This window comes from Serratia sp. Res13-Sevr-LER1-36-b, from assembly GCF_015673035.1.
Lineage (GTDB): Bacteria > Pseudomonadota > Gammaproteobacteria > Enterobacterales > Enterobacteriaceae > Chania > Chania fonticola_C.
In genome coordinates this window covers 1-710 of record NZ_JADACK010000046.1, presented here as the reverse complement: position 1 = coordinate 710, position 710 = coordinate 1, and the positions used below count along the sequence as shown (strand labels likewise).

The following is a 710-nucleotide window of genomic DNA, read 5'->3' as shown; positions in this document are numbered from 1 at the left end:
TTTCCACGCAACTTCAGCCTTTCGGTTAAGTCCTTAACCACTACATTGTATTGGCCTGCCACCACCGCGGGCATGTATAACGCGCTTCGCAACTCACCATGTCCCACTTTCGATAACCGGCTTTTCCCTTTAAACATCCCCGACTCACATCGCTGTGGATTCAGTCCTGCATACGCCACCAGGGCCTTGCTGCTGGTGAACCGCCGCAGGTTCCCTGCGAAGGCCAGCAAGCTGGAACTCAGCATCTCTCCCACCCCAGGGATGCTTTTCAGCAACTCACTGTCCCGTTTCAGGTCAGGGTTATCATCGATGTGCTGACTGATTTTCTTCTTCGTTTCTCGTATCAGGTCATCCAACGTGGCGATGTGCTCATTGAGTGAAGGGACGATGACCGCCTCTGCTACCTCCAGACGATTTTCTTCCATCTGACGCATCTCTTCGAGGTTCTTAAGATGCCTCACCAGCGCGGTCAACTGGCGTTCACTCAACGGGGCTGGGAACCACGGGTCGGGCTGATGCAGTGCGCAGTAGCGGGCTATCATCGCTGCATCGCTTTTGTCCGTCTTGTTCCGGGTGAGTTCTGTGTTGCTGAAGGAATGGATACACGCCGGGTTCATCAGACTGACGTGGTAGTTGTTGTCTGCCAGATAAGTGGCCAGCTCCGTGCTGTAGCTCCCGGTGGCCTCCATGCAGACATGACAGTCGCCAAA

Annotated in this window: 1 protein-coding gene; it reads right to left on the bottom strand. The window is 54.6% G+C overall.

Features of this window, described 5'->3' with window-relative positions:
- Nucleotides 1-689 (bottom strand): IS110 family transposase (locus IMQ33_RS26020; RefSeq protein ID WP_230327535.1); only part of this gene is annotated, 689 nt, incomplete at its 3' end.
- Between the last annotated feature and the right edge of the window lie 21 nt (nt 690-710).